The 25,892-nt window shown below is 48.3% G+C and carries 12 protein-coding genes and 1 pseudogene; 9 read left to right on the top strand and 4 right to left on the bottom strand.

What is annotated here, in order from left to right:
* Window positions 1–74 precede the first annotated feature (74 nt).
* Entirely contained in the window at window positions 75–3,440 is a 3,366-nt protein-coding gene (locus ACXAG1_RS16220; RefSeq protein WP_475120266.1) for an STY4851/ECs_5259 family protein, read from the top strand.
* 14 nt (window positions 3,441–3,454) lie between these two features.
* Window positions 3,455–9,649 carry a DEAD/DEAH box helicase gene (locus ACXAG1_RS16215; RefSeq protein WP_475120265.1) on the top strand — a complete coding sequence of 2,065 codons (6,195 nt, stop codon included), beginning with the start codon at window positions 3,455–3,457 and terminating at the stop codon, window positions 9,647–9,649.
* A gap of 706 nt (window positions 9,650–10,355) precedes the next feature.
* Here the strand turns inward: ACXAG1_RS16215 and ACXAG1_RS16210 are convergent.
* A complete protein-coding gene (locus tag ACXAG1_RS16210) occupies window positions 10,356–11,297 on the bottom strand; it encodes a diacylglycerol kinase catalytic domain-containing protein (RefSeq protein ID WP_475120264.1) in 942 nt (313 codons plus the stop codon).
* Between the two features lie 2 nt (window positions 11,298–11,299).
* On the bottom strand, window positions 11,300–12,316 hold the full coding sequence (locus tag ACXAG1_RS16205) for an SPFH domain-containing protein (RefSeq protein WP_475120263.1): 1,017 nt from the start codon (window positions 12,314–12,316) through the stop codon (window positions 11,300–11,302).
* Between the two features lie 159 nt (window positions 12,317–12,475).
* Here ACXAG1_RS16205 and ACXAG1_RS16200 point away from each other — a divergent pair, with 159 nt between their 5' ends.
* Window positions 12,476–13,189: an NUDIX hydrolase gene (locus ACXAG1_RS16200; protein ID WP_475120262.1), complete on the top strand. Its 714-nt coding sequence runs from the start codon at window positions 12,476–12,478 to the stop codon at window positions 13,187–13,189.
* A gap of 27 nt (window positions 13,190–13,216) precedes the next feature.
* Entirely contained in the window at window positions 13,217–13,684 is a 468-nt protein-coding gene (locus ACXAG1_RS16195) for a 5' nucleotidase, NT5C type (protein ID WP_475120261.1), read from the top strand.
* Window positions 13,685–13,896: 212 nt separating this feature from the next.
* On the opposite strand, the gene ACXAG1_RS16190 is transcribed toward ACXAG1_RS16195, so the two are convergent.
* The gene (locus ACXAG1_RS16190; protein WP_475120260.1) at window positions 13,897–15,312 is read right to left on the bottom strand and encodes a nicotinate phosphoribosyltransferase; all 1,416 of its coding nucleotides are present in this window, start codon (window positions 15,310–15,312) and stop codon (window positions 13,897–13,899) included.
* 397 nt (window positions 15,313–15,709) lie between these two features.
* Window positions 15,710–16,768: a bifunctional nicotinamide-nucleotide adenylyltransferase/Nudix hydroxylase gene (locus ACXAG1_RS16185; RefSeq protein WP_475120259.1), complete on the bottom strand. Its 1,059-nt coding sequence runs from the start codon at window positions 16,766–16,768 to the stop codon at window positions 15,710–15,712.
* Window positions 16,769–16,962: 194 nt separating this feature from the next.
* Between ACXAG1_RS16185 and pnuC the strand changes: the two genes are divergently transcribed.
* The 5 genes and pseudogenes from pnuC to ACXAG1_RS16160 all read left to right on the top strand — a co-directional run.
* A complete protein-coding gene (pnuC, locus tag ACXAG1_RS16180; protein WP_475120258.1) occupies window positions 16,963–17,541 on the top strand; it encodes a nicotinamide riboside transporter PnuC in 579 nt (192 codons plus the stop codon).
* Window positions 17,538–18,536 carry an AAA family ATPase gene (locus ACXAG1_RS16175; protein ID WP_475120257.1) on the top strand — a complete coding sequence of 333 codons (999 nt, stop codon included), beginning with the start codon at window positions 17,538–17,540 and terminating at the stop codon, window positions 18,534–18,536. Before pnuC ends, ACXAG1_RS16175 begins: the two co-directional genes overlap by 4 nt.
* 700 nt (window positions 18,537–19,236) lie before the next feature.
* Window positions 19,237–19,791, top strand: a complete 555-nt coding sequence (locus tag ACXAG1_RS16170; RefSeq protein ID WP_475120256.1) for a hypothetical protein — start codon at window positions 19,237–19,239, stop codon at window positions 19,789–19,791.
* Window positions 19,792–19,852: 61 nt separating this feature from the next.
* Complete coding sequence (locus ACXAG1_RS16165) at window positions 19,853–20,650, top strand: transglutaminase-like domain-containing protein (protein WP_475120255.1); 798 nt, start codon at window positions 19,853–19,855, stop codon at window positions 20,648–20,650.
* Between the two features lie 18 nt (window positions 20,651–20,668).
* Window positions 20,669–25,892, top strand: a pseudogene (locus tag ACXAG1_RS16160) (hypothetical protein); the annotation flags it as partial.

Here is a 25,892-nt window from a genome sequence, read left to right as displayed (position 1 = left end):
AGTGTTCGAATGATTTGATTGATACTTGGAAATACTAAGTCAATCGATGATCAGAATGATAGAAGAATAAATATATGCCAGAGATAGATAAACAGTGGTTAAGTGCATTCCTAAATCAGGAATCGCGTAGATTGCGTTATCCAGATGGACGCCCGCTATATGCATATAGAATGCGGGTGGATGAATTTGAGGCGTTGGCAAATACTTTGGCGCATTGCTTGAAGCCATTCTATGGCTCTGTGAATTGGCTGAAAGGTACTGAGCGCTTGTTTGTCCTATATGCTGCTGAGTGGTCTAGGCGAAAATATAATGGTGGCCCTTGGCGCTGGGATGATATGACTGCCAGTATAGGCTGGCCATCCTTGTCTATTAAAGATAGGCAGGCTCTGACAAAAGATGGCATGGCCTTCTGGAAGAGAGAATTAAACCGGTTAGGTTCCGGCTCTACGTCGTATCTAATGAGTGTGGTTACAGAAGGCGGCTTTCCAGTGAAGTTGGTGGAGCGTTCAGAGACACATCTTACCCGATATCTGAAAGCTATACTCGATGATTATGCGATGTATTCTGGTGCTGGCATGACTGCTGAGAAAATTGCTGAAAGCCATTGCAATCGTCTGCCTGCTGCATTTCGCCGACCGGCAGTTTATCAGCTTGCTGCTGACACCGTTTCATCGATCTACGCTTTATCCGAAACGTTGGAGATTACAGGATCCCCCTTTGAGACGCTTGAGCGTGAGCAGCCGGGATGGCAGTCGAAGTTGCCTCTTAATTTTGAAGAGGATAACGTGAAATTGCTAGTCGATGGTTTGCTGAGGAACGCGCGAGATAGGCGTAGAAGCAACGTCAATCAATTGAAAATTTCGCGTAGATTCACTCGTAATGCTGATGGTTACTGGGAGCACCGTGCGAAATTTGAACTGGTCTCTGAGATTCCCCTCGAGTCACTGGCCGAAGAGTTGTGCCTCAAGGTAGATGAGTTGCCTCGTCGTCTTGAATTAGCAGTTTATTCTGAAGGGATCCTTACTAAAGTAGCTTCAATGAGTCGTGAAGCTACAGGCTATTTTCTGTATGCCTATAGTCCGGATAAGCTACTGTTAAATATTGCGGCAGAATCTGGTGTTAACTGCCTAGTAATGGAGTATGGAGGAGAGCGCCTGGGTGAACTAACCGTCGCAGGTGCCGACGGGCTGGATAATGAACTGCCTGTATCATGTTATCTGGATGATGAGCAGCTAATTTATTTAGGGCATGGGGCCGTTCGTAGTCGCCTAGAAGAATTGTATGTATTGCTGCCTACGGATTGCACCATTATCGATGGTGATGGTTTCCAGCGGCTAGATTATCATAACCGTGGTTTCCACGAAGACGGCCTATGGATCCAAGTTAATGGCAGTATTCAAGTTGGCTTAAACGATGAATTTACCTGCCGAATTAGTGCTGGAGATCGTGAAGACAGTTTAAACTGCTGTGTACTGAGAGGAGAACGGCAGTACCTGTTCGAACTACGAAATAATCCGGTGTTTTGCGGCTTTCCCTCGTTATATCGCGTGGTAAATGGCCCCTCAAGACAGGTATCTGTCCATCAGATATTCTGGAATTACGTTGGTCGCCGTGGTCAGTGGCGCTGTCTCGCACAAAGTCAACCTGTCGGGGACATTCGTCTACGTGTTGTCGATGATGGAAATTGTATTTTCTCTGGCCGGTTGGCGGTTTTACCTATTTCATGTCGTATACGTGTCGAGCCCTTTGATGATCCTCTACTGGGTAGGTTATTGATAGATGGTCATGGTAGCGCCAAGGTAGCTGCTGAGGGCGGTGCTAACGTACTGGTAAAGGTGAGAGAGGATAACGAAACGCTTTGTTTAGATTGCCAGTCCTTCCAGCCTTTCGCTGGAAAAATCGAGGTCAATTTGAGCTGGGAGGGAGCCGGCCGTACGAAGTTGTTCTTGCCGTTCCCCGGTCAGGGAGCTCATTTTGTTGATATTAATGGTAGACAACTCCAGCAGAGAGTAATTTCTGTCAATCAATTGATGAGTGTATCTGCCGTAGCGGTATCGCATAAGCAACATGATAGGTTTGAATTGCATGGCCTGCTAAGGGCTAAAGACATCAATAGCAGTATTTGTCGTTCGTCGTTGCAATTCAGTCGCTCCATCCTGTCCGCCAGCAGCGGATATCATGAACGCCCACTAGTGGAACTGTATGCAGCAATGCGAGACTTGTTTAGCTATAGCGCAGATCTAGATGCTACGGTGTTGCTTGAGATTGTTTCTAATGGGTCTTCATTGGCTCGGATAGAAGTGAATCAATTTGACAGTCAGTTGGTATATGATCCAGAGAATTCACGAGTAGCTCATCGCTGCAATGATAATCTTCCCCTGAATCAGCCAATGGATATTAAGCTTATTTCAATGACAGGTGGGGAAGTGCCGCATGTCAGCGATCAGTTTCTCGATGACGATAATTCATTCGTCTGGCAGTTAGAAGCTGTCGATACACAAACCACTCCATGTCTTGCACTTGCCGCTAATGGAATGGAGCGTGATGTTCGCCCATGCCTGGTCTATACGACAGATGATACGGATGTCATCGATGAAGACCATACTGAATCATCGATATTGAATTTGGAGTTCATATTTAGACTGCCCAGTAAATATCAACGGCGACATCATTTAAGGAGTTTCATGGAGCTTCTACTTGCCAACCCTGGAGCCGATGGCTGGACTGATTTGGTTTCAGCTGTTCGGCGCCTTTCTGATGCACATCCGGACTCGATCGATTTGTATGAAATGATAATCGAGTACCCAGAGGTGGTAGCTGGATTGTTGGTTCGCATGACACCCAGTGATCTTCCGTTGTTGATTGATTGGCAGAACTATTTGCCTTTTAGGTGGTGGCAATTGCCTATTAATCAGTTGGTTGAGGCTCTTGTCGGATATATAAGTCATATTAAAAATACCCAGTCTGGTTATCAGGATTTATTACTTAAGTCGGCATTTACACAGATCGAGAATCTAGACAAACTTGTGCCGGAATTTGGTGTTATTAGTGATATTGCTATGGATAAGGTGGTTGGGCGTTCACCAAAAAATTATGCCAATCTATTTAAATTTGATTCTAGATCTCTATATCATTTTGTGAATGATAGTTTGAAACAAAATTTGTATGTACAGATGGGTGAAGGGCAGTGGCCGCAAGGCTTGAGTCGTGAAGATTGGGAAGTTCACTTTAAACAAAAGTTGCCGTGGTTAGATGATGGTGGTATGGGGTTCCGTCGTCCATTGCTGGATGCTTATGTAGCGCAATCATTTAGTGTCATTAGTGGATCGTATCTAAATTCAGGTCAAAGAGCTTTTATCATGTCTATGAAAGCGATTTGCCCATCTCTATTCGAACAAATTTTTATAACGACGAGTGTGTGTTTTTATAAGGCCAACTAAGAATTGATCTTACTATGAATAAGAAAAATAGAATTGAATTTTTATCGCTAATTAGCCAGTTGGATCGCCGGGCATATCGATCAGTCGTTAGCCAGTTGAGTTTTAAGAATGAGTGCCTTAATCACCACCTTAGTGAAGTACTATCATCAGGCCCAGGTAACAAAGGATCACTTTTAGCAGATCCAGTATTTGAAGCCACATTCGGATATAAGACCGGCGATAAGACTATGGCCGAGTTGGAGGGGCAACTTTTTCATCGGTCCATTCCGGATTCTCTGGCGAATCCAGATGCTAAGTACCGTAAAGAGTATGCCTTTTCCAAGGACATCAGACCATATGAGCACCAGGTCGAGGCTTGGAATACCTTGATGGCGAAAAACTGGAAGTCGACTTTGGTCTCCAGCGGTACAGGTTCCGGAAAGACGGAGTGCTTTTTATTCCCGATACTCGATGATCTAGCTAGAGAGCAAGAAGTCATCAGTGGGTGTATCGAGGGGGTTCGAGCGCTATTTTTGTACCCTTTGAATGCGTTGATAAAGAGCCAGCGAGATCGCCTCGCTGCTTGGACCGGTAAATTTAACGGTAACATTCGTTTTGCCCTATATAACGGTGAAACTCCTTCTACTGTTCCTGTGACGGTTGAGCGAGATGAGCCGCAAGAGGTTAAATCGAGAAAAGCCCTACGTGAGAGTCCACCACCTATCCTGGTAACCAATGCGACTATGCTTGAATACATGCTAGTGCGTAAAGATGACCAGCCAATTTTGGATGCGTCACGAGGGAAGTTGCGCTGGATTGTCTTGGACGAAGCACACACTTATGTCGGCTCTCAGGCGGCTGAACTGGCATTGATGTTGCGTCGTGTGATGATTGCTTTTGGAGTTAGTCGAAAGGATGTCCGTTTTGTTGCAACTTCGGCAACGATTGGTGGTGACGATGAGAAGGCTAATGATGAGTTACGCCAATTCCTTGCAGATATGGCCGGTGTTGATATGTCACAGGTTTCTGTCGTTCGGGGTGGCCGGGATGTGCCCAAACTGAGCGGTGATCCCTCGGATAAAATAGCATTCTTCTTGAATGAAAATGAAAGAATATCGTGGTCATCTCTTGTGGCTAATCAGGGTGCTCAATCTATACGCCACTTAGTGAGTAGTGGGCCTCGCACGCTCTCCGAGATTCATCAGCGAGCTAAGGATACGTGGCCCATGGTCACACGAGAGCAGACCCTAAAATTATTGGATATCCTTACATCTGTAACGGGAAGCGATGGTCAGGCTTTCTTGCCGCTACGGGCTCATATATTTGAGAAAACCTTTGGCGGCTTGTGGGCGTGTTCCAACTCTAATTGTGATGGTGTTGCTGGGACTAAGTTGTCTGGTGAAGATTGGAAGTTTGGCGCAGTCTACTTTAACCAACATGACTTTTGCGAACATTGTGAGGCGCCGATTTTTGAAATTACTAGTTGTAGTTGCTGTGGTGGAGAGTTTCTAGAAGCTGAAATGTTGTTGGGGGAGCATGACAATACTTTGCGTCCAAAGCGTAATCAGGTCGTGGATGAGTTTCATCTTGATATTGATGCAGATGATATCGAAGAGTTTAATTCTGGGAGCGGCTATCGACGTCTGATTGCACCGTCAAATGAGGTCAAAACGGACGATCTCCAATTCAAGACCTGGGAGAGAGCTGAACTGGGAAAAGGTGATTTTTCCGTCGCTATTGTATCACCTATGCAAGATGATAATGGTGAGTATTTACAGTGTTCGCATTGTCAGGAACAGGAGCGGTCAGCTCGGAAATTGTTTTATCCAAAACGGATGGGCGCGCCTTTTTTCCTCGGTGATATTTTACCGACAGTGCTGGAATATTGTCCGCCTGCCGAGGGAGCGGCCAGCGCAGGCCCTAATCAGGGGCGCAGATTGCTGACCTTCACGGATTCGCGCCAAGGAACAGCACGTATAGCTGCACGCTTACAACAGGATACGGATCGAAATTTCATTCGAAGCGTGACATATCATGCGGTAGCGCCCGTCCAGTCTGGTGAGGTGGCGAAGTCGTCAGTTTCCGAGTCTCAATTGGCGGCGCTTGAAGCCAAATATGAAGCTAGTAAAGCTGATCCAATTGTTGGCCAGATTCTCCTAGACGCGCTTACGAAAATGCGTGCCGAACATGCGTCTGCGGGTACTCCGTCTATTGATGCCCCTTCTATTAGCTGGTCTGAATTAGCAGAAATACTATCCAAGCATAAAGATGTGTCTGGTGCTATGCGTAGTACCTTCAACCAAATGACGGGTAAGAGGCTCAGTGGAGAGGAATTTGCAGAATATTGTCTTTTTCGAGAATTTGCTCGTCGACCTAAACGCGGGGCTCAAAGCGAGTTGTTGGGCCTGGTCAAACTAGGTTATCCAAAAATTAGCTCTATTGCACAGGCTCCATCATTTTGGACCAGTCGGGGCGCTTCTCTCGATGAATGGAAAGACTTTTTATATTTGATTGTCGATCATTTCTTGCGCGAAAACGCGATTATTCGGATACCGGAAGAGTACCAGCGTTGGATGGGTGCAAGAATTTCCTTCAAGTTTGTTGTTGGGCCTAATGTTGGCAGAGAAGATAAGAGTCGGAGAACGCGTCCCTGGCTGAAGTGCTATCCAGGTAACCGCCAAAGGAATCGATTAATCAATATTGCGTTGTCAATACTAAAGTTATCGGCGGAAAGTATTGAGGATTGCCGGGTCATGGACTTGATTTTGGGGGAGGCATGGACAGCGTTGCAACCAGTGATGTCGACCTTCCCCGATGGCTGTCAGCTCAATATGACACAAGAAGTGCTATTTTCTGGTGTTATGGAAGCCTGGCGTTGCCCTTATACGCGGAAGATAGTTCCAGTAACTTTAAGAGGTTACTCGCCGTACTCAGTTGCTAACGCAAATAATGACATGCAACCGGCTGAGAAGCTGAGCTTACCTAAACTGCCTGCAAGATACTGGCAAGTTGCGGGTGATAAGAAGAGTGCGATTGAGGACTTTATTGAAAATGACGAGACTGTGCGATCTCTTCGAGAAAAGTGGGTTTGGCCTAACAGAAGTGATCGTGCTATCGCGATGGAAAGTTGGTTTTCGGTGGGGGAGCACTCAGCTCAACAGTCTTCTAGTCGGCTAGATCAGCTAGAGAGCGATTTTAAGGCGGGTAAGGTTAATGTTCTCAGTTGTTCTACCACCATGGAAATGGGTGTCGATATAGGTGGTATGTCGGCCGTTGTAATGAATAACGTGCCGCCAAGCCAGGCGAATTATCAGCAGCGAGCCGGTCGCGCTGGGCGCCGTAAGGAGGCGACGTCACTTAGTGTTACATTATGTAAACAGACTTCTCATGGGATGGAAGTCTTTAATAATCCGAAATGGCCGTTTGATGTCAGTGCCATGACGGTGCCGAAGGTTGAGGTCAACAGCCAGTTGATCGCGCAACGACACGTTAATGCGCTGTTGTTGGCTGAATGGCTTAAGCGGTTCGAACAGGATATCCCAAAGCTTAATTGCGCTTGGTTCTTTGAAGAAGCTCATACGACGGGAGCTGAACGTTGCCATCAGTTCCGAGCATGGTGTGAGTGTCTGCATCAGGGCAGTCAACCGGAAGTGGTCGACGCAGTTAAATCACTAGTTCAACACACTGTATTGGCATCGATAAGCCCGCAAGAGTTGATGCTATGCACAGCAGAAACTGTCGGGAAATTGGCGAATTCTTGGCAGCACGAGTTACGGGTGTTCTTGAAGCAGCGTGAGGAGTGCATTGCAGGTAAGGAAGCTAATAATAGTTTGCCAGCGGTGAAGTCAATTGATCGAGAGCTCGTGCGCTTGAGAACTGAGTATCTCCTCAAGGAACTGACGGTCTCGGGTATGTTGCCGGGGCATGGGTTTCCTTCTGGCATCGTGTCCATGCTGACATCGACCATGCGAGACTTCAATAATGCAAAACAACCTAAGGAAGATACTACTCGTATCGATCAGCAAAGCATTCGGCGGGGTGACCCATCCCGTCAGCGCTCTGTTGCCATCAGAGAGTTCGCTCCCGGCGCAGAGATTGTATTGGATGGTGCGGTCTATCAGTCTTCCGGAGTCACGCTTAATTGGCATATTCCAGCTTCTGTTGAAGCGCCACCAGAAAACGTGCCGCTACGTTGGCTCTGGTTTTGCAAAAGCTGTGGCGCAGGTGATACTACCTCGGTTATGCCAAAAGTATGTACTGCTTGCCAGTCTTCAGACCTTAAGACCAACCGTATTGTAGAGCCCAATGGTTTTGCTGTTGAGCTTTCATACGAGCCTCACAATGATGTGAATACACCTACTTATCTTCCGGTAAATCCACCGAGGGTTAATGTTGCTTCTGGTGATTTTCGACGTTTTGCGAACCCCGTATTAGGTAGATTTAGATATTCAGATCAAGGAAAAATTTTATCTTTTAACGCGGGCCCAAATGGGTTTGGTTATTCTCTTTGCTTGTTTTGCGGAAGGGCGGCTCCTCAGCTAAATGAGGGTGAAGTTCCTGAGATTATGTACAGCCCTCCACATTTCAGATTACGGGGCGGCAAAGAGTCAGATCATGAGAAGCATTGCCCGGGTAATGATAATGTGTGGGCGTTGAAGCAAGATCTGTGGCTAGCAGGTGAAGATATTACGTCAGTGCTTGAATTAAGATTGAACGATCCAGTATCTGAAATTCCGATCAAGGATAAAGTCGTCGCTTGGTCTGTGGGGTATGCACTACGTTTTGGGTTGGTGAATAAGCTTGGCATTGATTCACAGGAAGTTAGCGTCGCTGTACAAGAAGTATTTGATCCTGTTTACGATCGCGTTTATGCGATATACCTTTATGATATGGCAACGTCGGGCGCGGGATATGTGGGTCAATTGGTTCAATATTTCGACGATGTTGTCGCCAAAGCGCTCCAATTGCTTCGTTGTGTTGATGAGTGTGACACTGCGTGTAGTAGTTGTTTGCTCGATTGGGACAGCCAACATCAATCAGAAATGCTTGATCGCGCTAAGGCGCTACAGTTCTTGGATAGATGGCACGAGCATCAAGTGTTGCCTGGTGAGCTGAGAGCAATAGGTAGAGACGTAAAGGCTGAGTTAACTGGTATCGGCACGTCATTAAGAATGTACTCGTTCAAAACTAGGCCTAGGGTCGTTAATCTATTTTTGGATGGGGCGCCAGAGGATTGGGATCTACTCAATTGGCCTCTGTTGTCTGACTTAAAACGCTGGGCCGGTGAGTCGGTAAAAATAAGGCTCTTGGGGCCAAAAGGTTCATACGCCGAAATTCCTGCAAGTCAAAAAAGAATCCTGAGTGCCATTCATGAGGCGTCTTCTGGAAACTTAGAGTTTGCAGAACTTTATGTCGAGAATATGGTATCCGGCGATGTAAAGCTACTTGCTATGGCTGAAGGAGACATGCCACGTTTTTGGGCTACCTCAGATCCAGTACTAGTGCCTGGCGTGGAATGGGGACGTAGTGATGATGTGTTGATTTCAGTAGGTGAGAAGCTTCCTTTGCCGTCCAGCAATCGCGATATATCAGTGGATTCCCTTGTCTCTGAGCCAACTATCGTTGGCGCAGTTCCATTGCTTCTCAAAACTGATTGTGATGGAAATTTAGATAAGTTCGGGGAAAGGTTTTGGTCGACGTTACAGCGACATACTGGAATTGAATTGATTGAAAGCAGGAAGCTAGCCAATGTTTACTATAGAGACAGGTATCTAGTAACTCCATTACATATCGCTTTGCTACTCAAGGTTTTGGCTGGACTACAACCTTTCACTAATAGTGACACAAATTATGAGCTCGAAACCGCAGCTATGCATAATGAGCGTACACGTATGCCTGCGGCAATCAATCATAATTGGTCATGCCAGGTGATGCGAGACGATGTATTACGCGCTTCTATCGAGGACTTGGTAGACAAGCGGATTGAATTGAAGGTCGGTGATAAACGCGATGTTGGGCACAGCAGAGAGTTTGTGTTGACCTGGGCCGATGGTGAAATATCACGGCTTTTTCTAGATGAGGGGATGGGATGCTGGCGGCCGGGAGGCTACCAATTATTCGATTTTTCCGCTGATCTCCATTTGCAGACTAAAAGCGTGCAGACTATGAGTGGGTATGTGCGGATGGCGCAACCTCAGTTGGGGACAAATCTCTTTTATTTGGAATCGTAATGACTAGCTGAATATAGTTTTAATGATTATGGAGCTCTCTGTCGTGACCTGAATTAGGTGGTTCGTCGATAAGAATAGTACCAAATTTTCTTCTGAGAGCCTTAGGCTCTCGGAAGGCGTCAGGCATCAAGCAAGTTCGTCTTGCGGGGTAGGTTGTGTAGCGTCAATTTCGTAAGCTCTGATTGTTGTGTTGGTCGAGTAATGATCGGACTCTAGGTCACGTAAATATCTCTTTATGCTACCTAGGCGTGCATATTTAAGTGTTTGCTACGCTTGATTTTTGATCATTTTTGATGGTGTTGGATCTTTCCTGATTGGGGCGTGGCGGGACTCATCGTTGTACGGAAAATTCTGCAAATAGTGGTCAAGTTTCGAACTTTAACTGTGTTGCTGGCATCTTTTACAAAAAGTACTTCGGTATTTTTTACGGTATATGAATGTCGTTTTATGTTTTTAATATGCGCTATTTGTAAAGTATTTCGAGGTAGCTTCACGAGCCCAGCCCGACTATTTTTATCTACGGATCTAACCCATTTCATATCTATTAACCTGGTTCATCATCCTACCATGGCGATACTGTGTCCCATGCTGTGGGAAATAGTCTCATTTAAGCTCTCTATTGGAACTATATAACAGACGGTATTCACTAAGCACTAGAGCTAGATACCGTCAGTATCGGCATAATTATTGAGCAGGCACAATGCGGTTATTGTGCACCAGAACTTGGCATAACTACTCGGCCACCGGTTGAGGCGACTCTAATAGTAACGGAGGTGCCAGAATTGAAGGTGAGGTAGTCTGCTTCTATTCCGTCAGAAAATATCACTCCATTTTCTGGCATGTGGGATTCTAAAGTGAGGCAGGTCTTAGCAGTGATTTCTCCAAATGCCAGCTGGACGCCGGTGAGCCGGCTGGGGAAGGGCTCGCGTACGGAAAATTGCAGGCGTTGCTCATCCCAAGCGAAGCCTCCCTGCAAGGGGTGTGCTTCCTGCGCTGATATCGCCATTGCACCGGCTAGAATCGACTGAAACCAGCCGGTTGAGCCAAGACCTGTGGTCACAATAATCCCTGATGAGGACTGCTCTTCACTGACGCCACCCCAGTTGAGCCGGTATCTGGCCGAGGTATGAGTTTTGGGGCCGATGAACAGGTCGTTGACCGCAACCAGGCGCTGCCGGTCGTTAGTGATTGCCTCGGCAAAGGTAACCGACTTGTAACCGACACAAGCGCTCAGGGTTTGCTCCATGGTCTGCTGCAGGTCCCCAATGTTAAACGGCAAGAGTTTGCCGTCCCAACGGGCCGGATCGGGATTGACGGCTATGACAGGTTGGTCGTTCAGATATTTCAGAGTATTGGCCACCAGTCCATCCTGACCGAGCACCACGACGATATCGCGCTCACTGAACTGGTAACTGGCCAGAAAACTGCGCTCCAGCTGCTGGAAGGGGCCGATCGGTTTCAGGATCTGTTCCGCCTGCTGCAAGCGCTGCTGGTATATGTCGTGCTCATTCAAGTAATCCTGCACATCGACATGATTGTGCTCCAAGTAGAATCTGGCTTGAGCCCAAGTGTTGAAGCGTTCGATCAATTCCTGCAGTCGGGTCTTCCGGGTGATTAGTACCACCCGCACATGATTTTTGTCGCTCATGATCACTGTGCTTTTCTTACGAGTCGGCCGAACAACTCTGGCGTAAAGTTCAGTTCGCCGATCTTTTCCGCGTTTTCGGCTAGCGTGTCGAGAGACATGGCCAGCAGTTGCTCGGGAGCCATCTTCGTCAGTGCCATGGCCTTCCAGTAGTCAGCCGGCAGTTCCTTGCAAGCCTTCGTCCGTGCAGTGATCGCATAGGCTTCTGCATCAGTTTCCAAACGGCGGTTCTCGACGCTGAGGCTCACCAATTCACGGCGGTGACTCTCGGCATCAATCTGAGTGTCGAGCCGCTCCTGTTCGGTTTCCGCCTGTTTGCGCAAGATTGTCCGTTCGTTGTCGATGCGGGATTCTACTATTTCCTGTTCCTTTTGCTGGATGAACAACTCGGTCTGGAGTTCGGCTTCTTTGATGGTGCGTTCCTGTTCGACCGCAGACTTGCGCCGGTCGTAAATGGCATCGTCCGCCTGTTTCAGAATTTCCTCCCGGGCTTGTGCCTCCAGGGCCCTGGCCGTTTCAGGAGTAGGGGAGATCGCAGTAATTGAGGCATCCAATACGGTGATGCCCAAGCGCTCCAGTGCGGGCTCCAGAGCCCATTGGTTTTTTATCAGACTCACGAGCGACTGACTCAAACCCAGGGCTTCGCGCAATCCATTGGCCTGAATGGTGCTCTGGACAAGTGCCTGAACGGTGCGAACAACCCTGTCGTTTAGTTTGAGCGGGTCTTCTGAAACATACGCACAGCCATCCGGGCGCAAGTTGAAATTGAGCATTTCGGCAGTTTTTTGTGCGTCGGATACCTGGAAGGTCACCTCGCCCTGTACCGTGACACTTTGAAAGTCCGCTGTCTGCAGATTGAAGATGAAGGGTGCCTCTTGGACATTGATGGGGATCGCGGCAATGGAAGTCGTTGCCGGGCTGTAGAAAAAGCTCAGCCCCTTGCCTTTACGCCGTATCTTGCCGTTGATGCTCATCACGACGTAGGTAGATGAGTCCGCCTTGTAATATCGGATGCCGAACATGGGGGGTCTCCAAATAGTGTCGTTTGGTCACTTACCATTACAATAGTGGCCTAAGGACACTATATGGTCAAGAGAAAGTGACGAAATGTGATTGAAAGTTGCACCGCGGCAGGGCCGGCACTACTATAAGTGGCTAATTGACACTAACCGGGGCGGGGAATGAACGAGCGGGAATATTTAGCGAAGTATGATAAGCGCGCTTTCGACGCACCGTTGCTGACCGTCGATGCCGTCCTGTTTACCTATCACGAGAGCATACTGAAAGTATTGCTTGTAGAGCGCTCCAATCACCCTGAGAAGGGAAAATGGGCGTTGCCGGGTGGTTTTGTCTCGGAGTCCGAAGACAAGACATTGGAAGATACCGTGGTACGCAAGCTCAAAGAAAAGACCGGAGTCATTCCCCCATATATTGAGCAGCTCTATACGTTTGGCGGCGCAGGCAGAGATAAGCGTGGCTGGTCAGTGACTATCTGCTATACCGCGCTCATCGCCCACCAGGCTTGTGAAAGCCATATCGAAACCGTATCGGATGTTGCCTGGGTGCCCATTGGTAAGGCCGAGAAGATGGAGCTCGCCTTTGATCACAAGGAGATTCTGGGGCGCGCCCATGAGCGGTTGGTTCAGAAGGCGCTCTACAGCATCGTCCCGGCGTATGCCTTGCCAGAAACGTTTACTTTGCCTGAACTGCAACAGGTCCATGAAGTAATCATTGGCAAGCCGTTACAGAAGAAGTCGTTCCGTAGGCGAATAGAGCAGGCGGACCTTCTTATCAATACCGGTGAAAAGCGCACGGAAGGAGGGCGCCCGGCAAGCTTGTACAAGATGCGGGCAAAATCGGGCAGTTTCACTTTTGTGCGCAACCTGGAACTTTAGTATTTACGTACTAAGCATGGAGGTTCAATGGTTTGGCAGAACAAGCTAATCGTCTATGTCGATATGGACCATACACTGTGTGATTACGACAGCGCCTACTTAGAATACCAGCGGCAGTACCCTGAGGTCAGATTTCCGCAAAGTATCCCCGGATTCTATTCCGGCATGGCCCCGCTGCCTGATGCCGCAGAGGTTTATCGCTGGCTGCATGAGCAGGCTCAATTAGCCACGTTTGTTTTGACCGCACCTTCCCTCAAGAACCCGCACAGTTACATGGAAAAGCGGCTATGGGTCGAGGAGCACTTGGGGTATGACGTGGTTGATCGCCTGATCATCAGCCCGCACAAGGATTTAAACCGGGGGCATTACTTGATCGACAACCTGATGGAGGGGAAAGGTCAGGAGCGCTTTGAAGGAACACTGATCCAATTTGGCGGCGCGGAGTTCCCAAGCTGGTTAGTGGTTAAAAAGTACTTCGAGCAGCTATTGTCGTAAGAGACAATAAGGCGTCCGGGCTCAGATCCACGAAGAGAGTATCGTTGGCTTACTGCTCAGCTGTAGTAGCTCGCCCAGAGACTGGCGACCATTGACACTCTTCTCTAGTCCGTGGATGAATTACTTGTGAACATCGTTTGCGTGTTCGCCACGTAAGCTGAACAAAAGGAAAGTCGGCGTTACCGACTTTCCTCATCAGTGGTTTGGCGTGATTATCCCGCAGCGGCCAATGTGCTCTCTGTTGCCGGTACCGCTGCCAGAGTACGGATCTCGTCAAGATCCTGTTCCGCCAGCACCTTGCCATTGCGGAATATCGGGCGCAAAAGGTTCGTCCGATTACCGAGTTCCTGCTCTCTGATGGTATGGATAGTGCCGTTGCCACGGCGAACCAGTGCGAGACGGCCTTTCTTAGAGCGCTTACCGGTATCTGTAATCGGATCCTTATATACATCCCGCCAGAGGCCATTGACGCGGACTGCGCTGGCTTTCATCGCAAACTTCATGGTGTCGCGATTCACCTTTTGCAGTAACTCGGCGCCCATCCCGAACGCAATATTGTCGGCACTCTGCTTGCGCGCCTTCATCGCGGCAAGGATCCCCTCTATCGTATGGAGAGAGACACCATCCCCCTGAATCACCCGCACGAAATCCGGCAGTACGCGGTAGCCTTTGTCATTGATCCGCGCTCCGAAAATACGCATTAACCGCTCGATGGTTTGTGTCACCACATCGACGGGGTCGCCGCTGTCCGGGCGTATCACCAGGGTGCCGCCGTTGTTCTCTACCCGTTCCTTAAGTTCGCCACCCCATATGTTCTCAATAGCGCTCCACAGATCGTAGCTGTCGCTGACTACGGCCACCAAGCGCCCTTCGCCGCTGAATTGAGTCAGCATGTTGGCATAGGCCTCGGTTTCGTGCTCTCGGCCCCAGCTGGTCATGGTGCTGTGTTCTGCGGCGGGGATAGAAAAACCTGCCATTGGTGCGTTGTAGTAACGTCGTCCGGCTAGCAGAGCCGCAATGGTGTCCGTGCCTTGGAAGTTCACCAGATGCGCTAAACCACCAATAGCCGAGGTTTCCTCGCTGCTTGCTCCGCGGGCGCCGAAGTCATGGAGCTTGAAGGGAAGGCCATCGAGGTTGTCGGCAGTTTCTTCAAGGTAACGTTGAATGATCTTCTTGGCTTCACGGCTTTGGGTGGCCACGGTAGTGGGGTACCAAACTGCGCGTAACAGGGCAGTCTCCACATAGCTGGTTAGCCAGTAGCAGGCGGGATCAGTGTTGATGACCTGGGCTAGAACATTCTGCACCGGGACTATGGTGCCCTCGGGCACGGCCTGGATTTCTATCGGGAGAAACCCCTGGTGTTGGATCAGGATGTGCTCCCAACCGTCGCGATTGAAGGGTACGCCGTGTGCTAGGCAGAGCTCCTCGGCCTCGTCAATGTCATTGGCAGTAATCGGAGTAGTGAGAAACTGCTTGATAAAGGCTTGCAGACCAAAGAACACCGCCTCCTTGTACTGGCCACCGCGGCTTTCGATATAGCTGCTGACGTACTGAGTCCCTTCAGGGTACTGGAGGTAGTGGCTAGTTTTGTAGCTATCAACGTTCAAGATCGGATTGTAGTTATGCATCGCGGAAATCCTCCGTGAGTGGTATTTGGCGCCGGTCTATCCAGCGCGTTTGACGATTCTTTGCTCAGTTAGGGTCTTTGCGACACTAACAAGCATATAGTGGCTAAAGGACACTTAAAGGTCAAGCCAAAATTAAGGTTTTCTTTTGAGCTGTTGTGGAGAGGGGGTTCATGGCAAAAATCGACTAGGAAAGTCGGTGTGAGGGGGCTGTACTTGCGATCTACTAGGGTGGACTTAATGTGATCGGCTATCCGCGGCGCTCGGGAAATAGGGGGGCGAGTTTCGAGACTTGCTAGGCAGGTTCGTGGGCGCGTAGAGCGCATGGTTTTGTAGCGACACTGCCGCCGCTTGCGTACCGGAGGCAACCTTTTGAGGTTGCCTCCGGCTTGAGTTGGTTTCAGGCACCTCCAATCAAGGACTGAATGATGTAGTAGTGATCCTCGAACATTTCTTGGGGATCTAGGCTGGCCAATGGAACCCATTGTGCGTGCCTTGCGTCATCACCACCCTTTACCTTGGGGAGCTGCTTGCTCGGCTCTAGCTCGAGGTAATAAGCGTGGGTGATGGTTCTTCCGCGCGCAGAGCGGTGTGGTTCATCAAACACGTCCTGTCGCTTTATTGAGCCCCTGAGCACCGGCGTTGGTACTTTAAGGCGAGTTTCCTCGCGCAATTCACGTAAACAGGCGTCTACTAACTTTTCGCTTGGGTCTACGAAGCCGCCGGGTAGAGCCCATAGACCCCGGCCTGGGAAGGCTCTGCGCTCCACCAGAAGGATATGCCCGGACTGAACTACGACTGCGTCCACTGTTACATGGGTTGGTGGATATGGTGCAGCCTCCCACGATGACTTGTAACGCTTGATGAAGGCCATCTCTTCTCGCATAGCGCCATATGCTGAATCTGAGGCGACGAATCTGCCAAGCTGATTCGCCACGGCCTCGGGCAGCGCATGCCTTTCAATGGCGGCTTGCAAAAATGCCTCTGCATCGTCAGTAAACAGGCCCTCGCGAATCGGAGTGGCGCTGAGTTCTTGGTGATTTTCCACCGCGATGGAGTCCCACTGGGGAAAGAGGTTCAGGTAGAAGCCTGACTGGTCCTTATGATGCCCGATTAGCGCAACCTTTGGGGGGCGGTGAGGGACTGCGTGATGAGCAGTAACGATGCCGGAGACTGAGTCTTGGACGTTACGGACCCAAAGTTCATCGTTGTATGGGACGTCCATAAGCGGCAGGCAGGTGAGGCGGCTATTCTCGTCGCCAGCAAGGCATGCTCTGATATGTGATTCCCGTTCCAGGTGGGTCCAGGGATTGCGTGGGTTGCGTGGCTGGTAGGCTGAGCCAATCAGAATGACGAGTCGGTCCGCGCGGGCAAGCCCCTCCTCGACAACCTTTAAATGTCCAGAGTGGAACGGCTGAAAACGGCCAATAAACACTGCGAAGTCGTAATCTCGAGTCATGGCAGCAAGCTCCTTGCTGTAGAGAAGGCCTCGGTCTTTCCGGGGCTTTTAGGGTGATCTTGCAAGCATTATGTGTCCATAAGACACTAAATGCAAGGCAGCACTCTCAGAGAAGGTCAATTTCCCCAATTCCTTTAAATTACCGCTGAATCCAGCTATAAATCACGCCTTTGAACTTACATGAACGACAAGTTATGAACTGGCTGGAATTGGTTGCAGTAATTGCCGGACTTCTTTGTGTTTATCTGATTATTATCCGATCAATCTGGTGTTGGCCAGTAGGGCTCATTCAAGTTTCAGTTTATGTTTGGATCTTCTACCACGCCAAACTCTATTCGGACGTGGGCCTCCATATCATCTATATCGGGTTGCAGCTTTATGGTTGGTGGCACTGGCTGTACGGTGGGCCAGGGAAGAGTCAGCTACCGGTCAAAAAATTATCGACGAGAGGCGTAATCGCATGGGTGGCGATAAGCCTGGTGGGTAGTACCTCACTGGGAATCATTATGACACGCTATACCGACGCATCTCTTCCATTCGCTGATGCATTTACTACTGTCGCCAGCCTTACAGCACAGTGGCTACTCACTCGAAAATATCTCCAAAATTGGTATTTTTGGATTGCCGTAGACGTGGTTGCGATTTTCGTTTATGCCTCCAAAGCGCTCTACATGACCAGTGCTCTCTACGCGTTATTTCTTTGTATGGCAATCGCGGGACTCGTTGCCTGGCGAAATGAGCGTGCTGCAACCCGGGTAATGCAGGTCGCATGAATACTGGCCTAGTCTTGGGGAAATTTGCACCCCTACATACAGGGCACCAGTATCTGATAGAGACTTCGCTGTCAGAAAATGAGAAAACTATCGTCCTTATTTACGATAGCCCAGAGGTAATTGCAGTCCCTTTGAGAACCAGAATGGCTTGGATTGAGCGGCTATATCCAAAGGTCGAGGTCATTGAAGTAGTCGGAGATCCCAGTGAGGTCGGATCAAGTCCGGAGCTTACTCGTAAACACGAAGATGTGGTCTTTCGAGCGTTGAAGGGGAAAAAGGTCAATGCTTTCTATTCGAGTGAATTCTACGGCGAGCATATGAGTCGCGCTCTTGGAGCTGTCGATCGCCGGATCGATTCATACAGAAAAAAGTTTCCAGTTTCGGCTACGAAAATTAGACAGAACCCACTGCATTATAAGGAGTACGTTCATCCATTGGTTTACCGGGATCTGGTTGCCAATATCTGTCTATTGGGAGCGCCATCTACCGGGAAATCTACACTGACAGCTGCTTTGGGGAAAAAATATCATACAGCCATAATGCATGAGCATGGCAGAGACTATTGGGAGAAAAACCAGGTAAACAGGAGGCTGTCGAAAGAGCAGCTGCTTGAACTGGCACAGCAACACTTGATTCTAGAAGAGCAGGCGTTACTTCGTGCCGACCGCTACCTATTCACAGATACCTGCGCTATTACTACGCTGCTGTTTTCCAAGTATTACTATGGCGATGCTCATGTAGAGCTAGAGGTGCTCGCTGACCAGGCAGCAGCCCGCTATAGCCTATTTGTGCTGTGCGCAGACGATATCCCATATGACAATACATGGGACAGGTCCGGCGAAGCCAGCAGAGCCAAATTTCAATCTGCTCAAATTGCTTTGTTGGAGCAACTTCGAGTTCCGTATCTTATCGTGCGAGGTGATATCGACCAAAGAATGATCAAAGTTAGCAAAGCACTGCCCTTAGTTGACGTGCTCCGGCCCTCGACTAGGTGAGTTAATTAGAGTAGGGATTAACTGTTTTAGTCGCTGTGATGAGATCGGACCCGATTGAAGTGCGATAACTTGAGATTGTGGCGTGAGGTAGCGTAGTAGTTGCTGGAGCTGCTTGCTCAATCTTGTCGTCATTCCTTCGTAAGCGTACACATCATGGTGCTGTTCTGTATTACCACATTGATTGCGGGCTTGTCCGTACTATAGGCAATTTCGTATGCAGCTTCCGATTGCCTACTAATTTTCCAAGACTGCTCAGCTCTGGGGGATGCAGCTGGTACGTTCGTTCTGTTTTTGTCCCTCTGTCAGCATTTAATTCTATTTGTTATTGACCATGTGACGCTAATTTCATTAGGATTGGCTCTTTCGGGGGGCAGCAGTAGTTTAGGTTGCATTAAAAAGTACAAGAAAGTTCGAGTGGTTCGGTGTGACAGGACGTTTCACATCCACATTGTCCGTGGCTGGGGTTCTTTGCCTATTTTCCGGATGTGTATTCGGTAGTAGTGCAAGCGATTATGGTGTTGAGCATTGCGCTGCAGCGCCCACCTCCCAGTATGCGTCGCTTGTAAGTGCAACAAATTCAAATACTTCAGAAAGCTGTTTTATACGTGCGAGCGATGTTTCTGAAAAGCTCGATCGCTACCTAGTCGTCAACTTATCCAATCGCTCTATATCCCTTCCTCTTGCTTCTAGAAGTGTTCGCATGAGTAGCCGGCAGCTAAAGCTGCGGAATTCTCTAAAGCGACAGCCTCTACTTATCATAGATAAACCACATAAGCGCTATTCGTTAGCGAGTCTTTGCTGGGAGCTAATTCAAGACGATTTCCACAACCCTAAGATCTTAATAGGGGATATTCCTGATGCCCGCTATGACCGAAACCTTGAAGAGGTTTCTCCTGAAGAGTTCATTGTGGAGGTGAGTAACTTCGGAGCTATAGTGATTGCTTTGGGGCAAAATGTGGCAGATCAACTAAGTGAGTTGGGGTTGCCGGCATTGGTAGTAGAAGGTGGTGTTGACCTCGACTACAGACTTGCTACTGCAGAAAACTACTCGATAAATGGATATCTTCCGATATTTTTGGTTGGCGACTCTTCTTTGAATGCCGCAGCCTACAAAGGTATTGCCCGTGAAAAGCATTCAGTAAAGGTTTTTCCCGTAACTGGCGGTATTGAGGGGGTTCAGAAAGCGGTCAATGTTAGTGCACTAAATACGATTAGTAGAAATAGCGATAGCGAGGTGTCTAGCTGTGCCCACTAACAGGTTGATCAAATTTTCTGCGCTACTGGTCATTGTAATCGCTATAGTGAGCTTACTTATAGTGTCCTGGGGCCATAAAGCAATTTACGAAATTGAGAAAACTATTCGCTATGGCTTTTTAGTTGAGAATACTACTGCTGAGTATATTGAAAGCGCCTCATTTCAAGTTTTTGCACCGGTTAAGCAAAACTCATATCAGTTGACAGTAGACATATCCGCAAATCTTCCTTTTGAGCTTGAAACGGATGATTTCGGTAATCAATCTCTCATTTTTAAATTGGAAAATATTGCTCCGCTATCGAGTACTGTTATAAGTATTACAGCATTGCTGAAGGTGGCAACGTCGTCGCAGCCGGTGGCCTCTGGCAGCATCGAAGACTATCTATTGCCTGAGCAAAATATCGAAGCGGATTCACCCGAAGTCAAGCTACTTGCTCAGGATATCAGGTCAACAGGCGGGGGTGCCGCAGCCATATCTGATTGGCTCGAAAAGAATATGGTAGATATCGGCTATGTGGCGGAAGACCGCGGAGCCCTATACGCAATTAAAAATAAGAAGGGTGATTGCACGGAGTTTTCGACAGCTTTTGTGGCGTTGGCTCGTGCGAGCGAGATTCCATCTCGAGCAGTTGGTGGATTTGTTTTGACGCAGTCCGGAAGGCTGCAAGCAGAAAATTATCATAATTGGTCCGAGTTTGAGCATGATGATGCTTGGCAAATCGCGGACCCGCAGAACAATATTTTCGACTCTGGATATGAGTCATATATCGCTTTCTACAATTTTAATATGCACTCTCGCATGAAAAATAGCCACAGGTTCTTGAGCTATGACCCGCGATTGAGTGTGCAAATGCTTTAGGACTAGGGAAACGGATTGATGAAGGGATATTTTTCCGTCATTGCGGCTTCATTCTTTGTTTTGATTGCCTCATGTGATTTGAAGGCGCAGGTGAGTCAAACTGTAATTTCTAATGACATCATTATTGGGGTGGAAGATTCATCCTACGATAATAAGGATGTTGTTATCGATGGCGCATCCGTAACGATTAATGGCAAGCATAATTTTACTAATTTGGTTTTGCAAAATGGGGCTATACTAAAACATTCACTGGACATAGTAGATCAACTTGAATTGTTGGTGGATGGTGACGTTGAAATTGATGGCTCCTCAAAAATCGATCTGTCAGGCTTGGGTGGTGTTCCTTCACTCGATAATTGTTTGGGTTGTGGTGGCGCACACGCTAGCCCGGGGGGTTCGGAGGCATCGCATGGTGATTTGAAAGCGCCACTGTCACTTGGGAGCGGAGGTCGTCACACCACTTCTCCGGATGTGTATACAAGGGGCGGTGGTCGACTGTATCTGCGTGCGAACTCTTTGAGTGTTGCAGGGCAGATAATCGCAGATGGTGAATCTCAAACTGGGTATGTGTCGAGTGGCTATTTTGGAGGTGGTGCTGGTGGATCTATCTTCATTCGGGCGTCAAGCCTTAACATCACTGGGTCCATAAGTGCTAACGGCGGCTCAGGAAATGGCTCTTATGGAGATGGTGGTAGTGGTGGGCGAATTGCAATATATGCGCAACACGGGTTTGTTAATTCAGTAATTGATCGATTTTCAGCTACAGGGGGTGTTGGCAAAAATTCTGGCGGACCCGGAACGATCTATTTTCATGATGGTGCAACTGTTGATTTATACCTCAAGAACGCTAACGCTGAGTACGGAGATTTACGCCACTGGAATATAGTTAGTGGTACTCCTAACATACGTGCCTCAAGCCCTAGCCCCGTATATCTTGGTGGCCGTTACTATTTATATGGTGGTAGTGATACCGAAGAGTCAAAACTATCTCAGAACGTTAGCTTCTTAGGTACTTCGGTATCGAGCCAAGAAATTGATGGCTCGGAGGTGAGTGTTTCTGCCAATTGGATGCAGTCATCTTATAGCGGTTCAGATGAAGGCGAATTAATTTTAGAGTTCCTTGACGCTGAAGGAAAACTGCTAGCATCAGAGTCGAGTGGCCTAACTTCTACTTCCGCGCGCGTATGGGAAAGCCGAAATTTTATTGTAAATGTCCCACCCGGTTCCAGATCATTCAATGTGGTTGTTCGGTCAAAAAGGAACGCTGGCGCCAATGCTGATGGGTACTTCGATAACATTGAGATAACTGCAATAGTCGGAGACGAGCAAATAAATCCAGCGGATAGCTCGGCTGGTTTACTTGTTGTTCACAATCGCAGTAATTCTGAGTTCGCGTATTATGCTGACTCCCACCCAGATTACGCCTACTTGCTTCGTGGCTCCAAGATAGTATTTCCCGATAATGTCGATTTTTCAGGCCATGATATTAAAGGTGATGGTGCTGCGATCGCAGAGTTTGAGGGGGCTGTAAATTTTCGCACGACTGATTTCGTGATCGATGGGTTTGATGTAATTGCCGGTTCGGAAATTGATGTGGATGGCGAAGTTGCCGTTGTAAACTCGTCAACACTGAGTGTGAAACGCGATCAAAATAGTCCGTATGCTCTCTTGGTTGATGCTAAGAAAATATTCGTGGGGCAGTACTCTTCAATAGATGCTTCCGGTAAAGGGTTGGGGCACCTGGAGGGAGGGTATTGGAAGTCAGGTGGCAGCTACGGCGGTCTGGGAGGTGTAGATCCTGGGAGTGTAGGGACCAATGGCGTGTTTGGGTCGATGTCATCGCCGGTTGATTTTGGTGTTGGTGGGTATCCCAAAGATGAAGCCAGCGAGGGAAGTTATGGTGGGGGCGCCATTAAGCTCGTTGCGCAAGAGAAGCTCGAAGTGTATGGAAAAATACTTGCGAATGGTCAATCAGGTATTTTTGAGGCTGGCGCGGGAAGTGGTGGGTCAATATGGGTTGATGTCGGCGAGTTGATTGGTAGTTCTCACACCCTAATTGAAGCCTCTGGTGGTCATGGGAATCGTGGTGGTGCCGGTGGTGGTGGACGCGTTTCTGTTTATTATGACTCATTGAGTGGATTTGAACCTCAGCACGAAATTTTCGCTATGTCTGGTGGGAATCACTCTGGGGTTACATCTTATGGGGCGGCAGGTACAGTTTACTTGTACGATAAATCATTGGCTAGTAATAATGCCCGGCTCCAGATAATTAATAGAAGTGTGAGCTCTTCTTATAAGCCTTTCGTTATCTCGGGTGTATTAGATCTTCCTATTTACCTAGAGGATACTCGCGCAGTAATTAAAAATGGTGCGGCTATAGGTAGTTCTATATCTGCAGAACATTATTCTAGTGTCTATGTGACAGCAGAGGGTGATTTCTCTGTCCCCAATAGCGAATTGGTAGTGGATGGCTATAGCTTAGAGCTATCCCAAGATTATACTTTCGACACTATTACGTTAAAAAATAATGCCAAGATTACAACTCCTGCGGCTTCAGATGAGTTTACGTCCGGAATCACGTTAAATGCTGTTAATTTTTACATTAGCTCTAATTCTTATATCGATGTCAGTGCGAAAGGGCGACGCCCAATGGGTGGTGAGCACTGGAAATCGGGTGGTAGCTATGGTGGTTTAGGGGGGGTGGACCCTTCGACGGGGACAGTTGATGGCGTGTTTGGTTCTGTTGAGTTTCCGCTTGACTTCGGCGTTGGCGGTTACGGCACGGATGCTGCAGTCGAAGGTAGTCGTGGAGGCGGTGCGGTCAGGCTTGTTGCAAGTAATCGGTTCGAGCTCTATGGCAATGTCCTAGCAAATGGGCAGAGTCACCCCCGTTATGTGGGTGCAGGTAGTGGCGGTTCGATTTGGATTGAAGCAAGGGATTTAATTGGCAATAGTAATGCTCACATCGAAGCTTCAGGTGGTAGGGGTTACGATGCGGGTACTGGTGGCGGTGGTCGCGTAGCGATTTATTACGAGTCAATCACCGGTATAGATACGAAAAGAGATGTCTTTGCAAGATCCGGCTATAACTACTCGAACACCACTGGGTATGGCGGCCCAGGAACGGTATATGTGTATGATCGATCTCTCGAGGCTGATAACGGCAGGCTACAAGTTGTAAATAGAGGTACAAGTGGTAGCTATGCCCCATATTTATTGTCAGGAAGTGTGTCTGAACCAATTTATTTTGAAGATATACAGGTAGAAATCGACAGTGATGTTGAGTTATCTGCTCCAGTATTTTTCAGGGATGCGAAAGTTGTTATAAAGAATGGCGCTCACCTTGCTCTTCCGATTCAGGGCGCTGGCTATAGCTCAGTATATGTTACCGCAGAAGGTGATTTCTCTGCGGCAAATGATGAGCTTATCGTAGACGGGTTTACGCTTGAGCTTCCGCAAGATTACAGTTTCGAAAAAATTACGCTAAAAAACAGCGCCAAAATTACAACTCCGGCAGCTTCAGAGGACTTCACCTCCGGAATTACATTGAACGCTGTTGATTTCTACGTGAGCTCCAATTCTTACATTGATGTCACTGCCAAGGGACGCCGCCCGGAGAATGGCAATCATTGGAAGTCTGGAGGAAGCTATGGCGGCTTAGGTGGAATCGACCCCACCACCGGGACTGTCGCTGATGTATTCGGTTCGGTTGAGGCTCCTCTCGATTTTGGTGTGGGGGGGTACGGCGTTGATGCGACTGTTGAAGGAAGTCGCGGTGGTGGTGCGATCAAGCTGGTTGCAAGTAACCAGTTAGAGCTCTATGGATATGTGCTGGCAAATGGGGAAAGCCATCCTCGATATGTAGGTGCTGGAAGCGGCGGCTCGATTTGGATTGAAGCGAAAGAGTTTATCGGTAACGGTAACGCTCATATCGAAGCTTCAGGTGGTAGGGGTTACTATGCGGGTACTGGTGGCGGTGGTCGAGTAGCGATTTATTACGAGTCAATCACGGGTATAGATACGATAAGAGATGTTTTTGCTCGATCTGGCTATAACTACTCGAATACCACTGGGTACGGTGGTCCTGGTACCGTTTATCTTTATGATCGGTCGCTGGAATCTCATAATGCCCGTCTGCAGATTGTTAACCGGGGTACAGGGGGAAATTACAAGCCCTATACATTGGATGGTTTTATTGATGCCGCTATCTATTTTGAGGATATTCGCGTTTCGATAAATAGTATTACTGACGGGTCCGCGGCGGTAAAGTTCAAGGATGTAGAAGCGGTTTTAGTCGAGGGTGCTCATTTGGGAGCATCTATATCAGGTGTTGGATACAACTCAGTCTATATTACTGCTGAAGGTGATTTTTCTTCGCAGAATGACCATCTTTCTGTCGATGGTTTCACCCTAGAGTTGGCTCAAGATTACAATTTTGACCAAATAGCTGTGAAAAATAGTGGAAAAATTACAACCCCAGTTGCATCTGAGGTCTTTGATTCCGGTATTACTCTGAGCGCCACTGACTTCTATATCAGCTCCAATTCATATATTGATTTGAATAATAAAGGCCGTCGCCCTCAAGGGGGGGGGCACTGGGAGTCAGGCGGTAGCTATGGGGGGCTGGGTGGTGTGGATCCCTCGTCGGGTACTTCCGCTCCAATATTTGGCTCCTATGAAACGCCGGCAGACTTTGGTGTGGGTGGTTTCGGGAAAGATGAAACCGTTCAAGGTAGCCGAGGTGGCGGTGCTATTAAGCTTGTTGCCAGTAACCGATTTGAAGTGTATGGCGATATTTTGGCTAATGGCAACTACTCTCGCGACGTAGGCGGCGGTAGTGGGGGATCTATCTGGATTGAAGCTTCTGAAATTATCGGTAATGGATACACCAAGATCGAAGCGTCAGGTGGGTATGGTTATTATGCTGCTTCTGGTGGTGGTGGCCGAATCGCCCTGTACTACGATTCACTTAGCGGCTTTGATCCAGGTAGCTATGTACATGCTATGGCGGGTCCGGGCACAAGTGGTGTCACTGCGTACGGTGGGCCCGGCACAGTCTACCTATATGATCGTTCATTGCCGTCAAACAATGGAAGGTTACTGATCATAAATAGGAGTGAGAGTAGCTCTTACCTTCCGTTCCGTATTAGCGAGTATTTTGATACCCCTGTCCATTTTCATAATGCGAGGGTTGTTGTAGAGGAGGGGGCCCATATTGGGGCGCCGATAACAGGCTCTCGTT

This window comes from Microbulbifer sp. ABE4_465, from assembly GCF_056160765.1.
The sequence above is the reverse complement of the archived record's forward strand: the minus strand, read 5'-3'. Positions and strand labels throughout refer to the sequence as shown.